Consider the following 6,509-nt stretch of genomic DNA (forward strand, 5'->3'; position numbering starts at 1 on the left):
GGTTTACGGACAAGCTTCTTCGCGGCGAGTCGATCAAGATCTTCAACATGGGGGACTGCAAGCGGGATTTCACGTACGTCGAGGACATCGTCGAGGGCGTTGCTCGCGTCATAGACAATCCCCCCGCCGTCGAGATGGGGGAGGACGGGCTCCCCATGGCCGCCCACCGCGTCTACAACATCGGCAACTCCGACCCGGTCCAACTGCTCGAGTTCGTTGATACGCTCCAGCGCGTACTCGTCGAGGAGGGCGTCCTCCCGTCGGATTATGACTTCGAGGCTCATCGGGAGCTCGTCCCCATGCAGCCGGGCGATGTTCCGGTGACGTATGCCGACACCTCGTCCCTTGAGCGGGACACCGGGTTCAGGCCTTCGACGAAGCTCGAGGACGGCCTGCGCGAGTTCGCGCGTTGGTACAAGGGTTACTACAGGCTGTAAATGGTTTACTCAGGGGCGGCGTGAAGCTGTCCCTAATTTATAAGATGGCACTTTGACAATTGGAGAATGAAATGAAGATTGCGGTTGCTGGCACCGGTTACGTCGGGCTGTCGATTGCCGTGCTGATGGCTCAGCATCACGAGGTCTGCGCCTTGGACATCGTCCCGGGAAAAGTGGACATGATCAACCGTTTCGAGTCGCCGATCCAGGACGACGAGATTGAGTGCTTCCTCGGGGGGGCGAAGACGGGGGAGAGGTGGCTCGACCTGCATGCCACGGTTGACCCGACGGTGGCCTATGCCGGCGCCGAGTACGCCGTCGTCGCGACTCCGACCAACTACGACGCCGACCGAAACTTCTTTGATACCTCGAGCGTCGAGGCTGCCATCGGGGCGATTCGCGCGGTCAACGGTGACGCCTGGATCGTCATCAAGTCGACGATCCCCGTCGGCTATACTGCGGCGCTGCGCGAGCGCCTGGGTGATGAGAAGATCATCTTCTCTCCGGAGTTTCTTCGCGAGAGCAAGGCGCTGTACGACAATCTGCACCCCAGCCGCATCGTGGTGGGCGCGCCCGAGGGCGACTCGGTGGCCCGGACTGCGGCGGAGCGCTTCGCGGCGCTGCTCGAGGAGGGTGCGGACCCCGCCGAGCGCGTTCGCCGGAACGTGGACGGGACGGTCGGCATCCCCCGGCTTGTCCTGGGCTGCACGGAGGCCGAGGCGGTGAAGCTCTTCGCCAACACCTACCTCGCCTTGCGCGTCGCCTACTTCAACGAGCTCGACACCTATTGCGAGGAGAAGGGCCTGGCGGCCGCCGACGTCATCCGCGGCGTGTGCCTTGAGCCCCGCATCGGGTCGCACTACAACAATCCGAGCTTCGGCTACGGCGGCTACTGCCTGCCCAAGGACACCAAGCAGCTCCTGGCGAACTACCGAGACGTGCCGCAGAACCTCATCGGCGCCATCGTCGACTCCAACCGTACGCGCAAGGACCATATCGCCGACGTCGTGATCGACCGCGTGATGTCGCTGGTGTACGCCGGCGAGCCCACGCCGGTGGTCGGCGTCTACCGCCTCACGATGAAGAGCAACTCCGACAACTTCCGCGCGAGCTCCATCCAGGGGATTATGAAGCGCGTGAAGGCCAAGGGCATCCCCGTCGTGGTGTACGAGCCCACGCTGGACGCGCCCGACTTCTTCGGTTCCGAGGTCACGCACGACCTCGAGGTGTTCAAGGCGCGCTGCGGCGTGATCGTGGCCAACCGCTGGAGCGACGACCTCGTCGACGTCGCAGGCAAAGTGTACACGAGGGACCTGTTCAAGCGGGACTAGGTTTTCTCATATCGTCTGGTTTTCAGCCCTCGACGGCTTCGGCCGCCGAGGGCTCGTTCTTTATGGGGGAGATGGATTCGTGCTTGGAGATGCCGGGTATATGGAATACGACGATAACGGCACGCGTGAGGGTGAACGCGCTCAGATATAGAGCGTGGGCTGCTTAATAATATATCGAGATTTACGTGAGGGTACACATGGGACTTGCGAAGATATTTTACATATGTCCGTTCGCATCGAGACGCAACGGCTGGACGGTGCCACATCGACGGGGACCGGTTTCTATTTCAATTTCTGCGTGCAGGATGACGTGTGCATCCCAGTAATCGTTACGAACAAGCATGTCATCGAGAATGCTAATTCGATGACCGTCTTTCTTTCGGTTCTGAATGATGATGGTGCCATTGCGGAAAGGAAGGAACGGCTTGAGGTTAATGGAATGCTAGGGCATTGGGTGATGCATCCCGACCCCGACGTCGACCTTTGCGTGCTGCCGATTGCCCAAATAGTCGATGGTTTTGCGGACGCCGGCAAGCCCCTTGCCATTACGCCCTTGGATGTATCGTTCGTTGCGGATGCAGAGAAGATGAGCACCCTTAGCGCAATTGAAGACATAACCATGGTTGGCTATCCGAATGGCCTTTGGGATGAAGCGAATAACCTTCCAATTGTGCGAAAGGGTATAACTGCCACTCCTGTCGGATCTGATTATTGCGGAAAGAAAGAGTTTCTTATCGATTCTGCTTGTTATCCTGGGTCAAGTGGCTCTCCTGTCCTTTTGTTTAACGAGGGGACCTATCGAGAGGGGAATGGAATTGTACTGGGGGCGCGGCTGTTGTTGCTGGGCATCTTATATGCTGTTCCGATTAGAAACGTTGAGGGTGTGATTACTGTGACCAATATTCCGCGTGTCTACTCTCACGGCATGCTCAATTTGGGTTTTGTAATTAAAGCTGAGAGGTTGCTGGAATTTGAGCCAATTCTGAATAGTGCCATGTTGGCGAGTCAATCGGTGACGATTGCGGGCTGATTTCTAAACAGGTAGGTATGTCGGCATGGGGCTCTGCACTATCCGGGTGGCTACAGACCCTGAATTACCTCAGGTGAAGGGGGGCGGCTCAGGACTGTTGGCCATTGGGTTGCAGCTTCATCTGGTAACGCGAGTCAAGGGATGCAGCGCTCCGCGACCTGAGGAGAACGGACTCACTATCCGCTCTGATATGTTTAAAAATGACGGGAATCAGTCGCAGCGTGACCGGCGGAGGGCAAGTTACAAATGACCGTGATGCTCGATAATGGCTTTAAGCATCAAGCAAAGCGAGCTTTCTGCCTGACTGTTCGATAACTCTGGCAATGAAAGGTAAACATGATTGAGGAGTTGCATTTCTTCTACGATCAGGGAATAGTCGGTCACTACGAAATAGTGCTGAAGAAATCAGGATACAGCTTGAATGCGCTTAGGACATCCATTCAGGAGGACAGCTTTTATGGAAGTGGCGCTCGATGCATGGAGCAGGCAGATAGATTTAGCTTTTCGAGCAAAGTGGATATAGTGCTGGCTTCGCTCAGTGAGTGCCATTCCAACGATGACGCCACAGCTCTATTTGGTATCGCTTTGTCATTTGTTACCGGGTACCTTTTTGCGCGCTTAGGGGCGAATGGGTCAGAAGCATTCTCGGAGGAGTGGGAGTTAGCTACGGCGATTATGGTATGCGCTGGCTTACTAGCGGTTTTTGTTTGGCGTAGAATGAGTATGAGTCATATACGTAATCGACTCGCTCAAAGCTTGTACATTTTGAAGCATGAGACGGAGCGATCAGCTGACAATCATTCGTAATGCTGGCCATCGCTTTGGCGTAATAATAGCTATGGTTGGAAATCAAGGTGCTATCGACTGGCAAGCGCTTGACTTTGAGCATGCTGCGGCTATGCTTTAGGCAGCGGTATTGACGTGGTGACCTCACGGGGCCCGCGTCCGCGAAAGACGGCTGTCCTTACGTGAACTGCCTCCCATTTCTTGGACACGAGAAATGGGAGGCAGTTCATTCATACTGGGATGGCCGTCTTTCTTTTCAAGGGAGGCTATGAGGGCAAGACGTTTCTGACCATCGAGGAGCAAATTGAGCTCCTGTAGAGACGTGGTTTGAGCCTCAGGATGTCCCTAACCAGAATCTTCACCCGCCATGCTCGATGCCTCCTTGTCGTTCTTGAGACTACATGGCGGCCCGAGCGTAACCCGCTCGCGCTGCACGGCGGGCGGGCTCAGCGGACGGGTGGTATCGACCCGCAATATTGCTGGTATCAAAACTGACGATTACTTTGCCGACGATTAGAGATTACGGCCCAGTGGGGACAGTAGATATAATTAGTGGCTTAACGCAGCCTTAGAGGGTTAAACTAAATTGGCTGCAATTAAATCAGCTTTAGGGAGACCAGGATGGTGCAGCGTAAGTATGATAGCTTTGCAATTGGGGTTCTGAGTGACGGTAGCGTATCGGCGCACGTTGATTTGTCGATCAACGTGTGGGCTGATATCAGAAATGTCTCTGAAATAGACTTCGCTATTCAAATCCCATGTAAGGAAGAAATATCTGGACTCTTTATTTTTGTCCCGTTCAAAATTGACAAGAATGATGTTGTTGATCTTTCTCCGGCGTTTCGTGATAACGAGTTCAATCAAGTTTTGTTCAATCGGGATTGCGAGACTACATGCTGCGGAGGTCGAACGATTGTTGTTGATGACTGTGGCAATTCATTATTGGTTCTCCCTTTTGCGTTGAACGAAGGCTTGACTGTCGATTATCTGAAGGGAGGGTCCTTACTTTCGCTTCACTACGACTCCTCTGCTCTTCTAGACGAAATTTCATCTTTGTATTTCAGAATACGAATGCCCTTCGTCCTACTTGACGACCTGCTGTCTGGTCCCGCTGATATGAAGGAAGTGATTACCGGACCTATTATTCCGTTCCGCACCATGAATTCAATTGCTGTCAATCAGGTTAGAGGTCTTCCGAGCTCGGTGGTTCGTAGGCTTGTTGACTCTAAAACTGATGTCGGAGAAACGCATATTGCAGTAATCGCTTCGCGACAATGGGAAGTGAATTCTTTTCTTACGCCGTATAGGGTTAGGCCATTGGAAAATGTCACCTGGGAAAAATACCAGCCTCGGTTGAAATGCGGCAATCCTATCTTGCGCTCAAAAGGCCGCGACATGTTTGTTTATCAGTGGCTCATATCTGACAGCAGTACGTCGTTACAACTAGAGTTTTCGCGTAAGCGTATCACGGTTCTTACTTTGCTTTTTTACCTTGCTATCCTTTTCCTTATTAATCTGCTGAGCGAAGTTTTGATTCGTTTGGTTTTTATGAACGTCGAAAAAGTCGTTCTGTAGAATGATTGGATTGATATGACGAAGAGCACGGTAGCTACGCTTAAAATTCGTCCATCTATTTTCGATTTGATTCGCGACGGCATTAAAGAATATGAAATAAGGGACTCTTCGTTAGAGGGAGTCGACATCATATGTTATCTAGACAGCGAGACAGGCGCGTTCCTCGGGTCTTTTGCAGTTGGCGGTGTTGAGTGCGTCGGTAGAAGTGCCGATCAGAAGACTATTGAGCGCTCCGGTGTTAACGCCGACATCTTCTATGAGTTATTTCCTTCTGTTTCGGTTGGTGGCCCTGAAGCTTTATGGGTCGCCAGGCTTCAAAACCCTGTTGATATCAACGATGCACTAGGGATTGGTTGAGACTATGGTTCAAGATGACTATATCCAAAGGCTATCGTTTTCGGAAGTTAGCCTGGACGATCCTTTTTTCGATAGCCTCAGATTTTCCTATGCTGGTTTTGATGAATGGTTTACTAGAAAAGCCGTAGGTGGAGAGCGCGCTTTTTTCGCATTTGACTCGTCCGGCAGCCTAATTGCGATGCTATATCTTAAAGTAGAAAGCGGTCTTGAGGAGGGCGTTGTCCCTCGCATGGACTTTCCTCGTCTGAAGATTGGCACATTTAAGGTCGATTTCGATCATCATACGGGAATTGGAAAGCGTCTGCTTGCAATTGCTTTACGTGAATTTGCCAAATCTGGACAGGATTTCGTTTACGTCACAATGCACGAAGACGAAAATACCTCTTCGCTGGCTGAGTTGTTAAAGAAATACGGCTTTAGCAACTGGGGTCTCAAAGAACAGGAAGCTGTACTGTTCAAGACAATTCCATGTTCAGATGATGGTGCCTTCAGCCGCTATCCGTTCGTTAGTCGATCTTTGGGCAACTGCTGGGTGTTGTCTATACTGCCTGAATACCATAAGAGGTTATTCGGCGATGTTTCTTTAACAAGCGAGTCAGGCCAGCCCATTCTTGATGAAAGATGCTTGAACTCGATTGAGAAAATATACCTTTCCGGTTCGCAGAACGCTGCGAATATGGTAGTAGGCGATAAGGTTGTTATATATCGCACTTCCGATGGTAGAGGCGCGGCTTATTATCGTTCAGTTGTGTCATCTGTGTGCACGGTTGTTAAGGTGGTCAACATTAACTCTTTCAGGGATGAGACGGATTTCTTGAATAAGGTTTACGGTAAAACCGTATTTACGTTAGGAGAACTGAGGCGATTCTGGCAAACAAAAAGGTTTCCTTGGTTGATTTGCCTTCTGTTCAATTTTCCGTTGGAGCGCTATCCCAACCGCAAACAATTGTTGGATTGCGGGTTTATTGATGACGGGCGTCTTGTTTGTGAGCG

Annotated in this window: 7 protein-coding genes; all 7 read left to right on the forward strand. The window is 51.9% G+C overall.

Annotated elements, in window-relative coordinates; all coding sequences use genetic code 11:
- Positions 1–437 (forward strand): GDP-mannose 4,6-dehydratase (locus ACT8II_RS07480; RefSeq protein ID WP_443813578.1); only part of this gene is annotated, 437 nt, incomplete at its 5' end.
- A gap of 71 nt (positions 438–508) precedes the next feature.
- The gene (locus ACT8II_RS07485) at positions 509–1,768 is read left to right on the forward strand and encodes a nucleotide sugar dehydrogenase (protein ID WP_443813580.1); all 1,260 of its coding nucleotides are present in this window, start codon (positions 509–511) and stop codon (positions 1,766–1,768) included.
- 223 nt (positions 1,769–1,991) lie between these two features.
- The gene (locus ACT8II_RS07490; RefSeq protein WP_443813581.1) at positions 1,992–2,798 is read left to right on the forward strand and encodes a S1 family peptidase; all 807 of its coding nucleotides are present in this window, start codon (positions 1,992–1,994) and stop codon (positions 2,796–2,798) included.
- Between the two features lie 336 nt (positions 2,799–3,134).
- On the forward strand, positions 3,135–3,605 hold the full coding sequence (locus ACT8II_RS07495) for a hypothetical protein (RefSeq protein WP_443813582.1): 471 nt from the start codon (positions 3,135–3,137) through the stop codon (positions 3,603–3,605).
- A 600-nt stretch (positions 3,606–4,205) separates the two neighbouring features.
- On the forward strand, positions 4,206–5,159 hold the full coding sequence (locus ACT8II_RS07500; protein ID WP_443813584.1) for a hypothetical protein: 954 nt from the start codon (positions 4,206–4,208) through the stop codon (positions 5,157–5,159).
- A gap of 15 nt (positions 5,160–5,174) precedes the next feature.
- On the forward strand, positions 5,175–5,516 hold the full coding sequence (locus tag ACT8II_RS07505) for a hypothetical protein (RefSeq protein WP_443813585.1): 342 nt from the start codon (positions 5,175–5,177) through the stop codon (positions 5,514–5,516).
- 4 nt (positions 5,517–5,520) lie between these two features.
- A partial coding sequence (locus tag ACT8II_RS07510; protein ID WP_443813586.1) for a hypothetical protein occupies positions 5,521–6,509 on the forward strand: 989 nt, incomplete at its 3' end.

Origin of the sequence: Collinsella sp., from assembly GCF_052346665.1 — a bacterium.
Classification (GTDB): Bacteria; Actinomycetota; Coriobacteriia; order Coriobacteriales; family Coriobacteriaceae; genus Collinsella.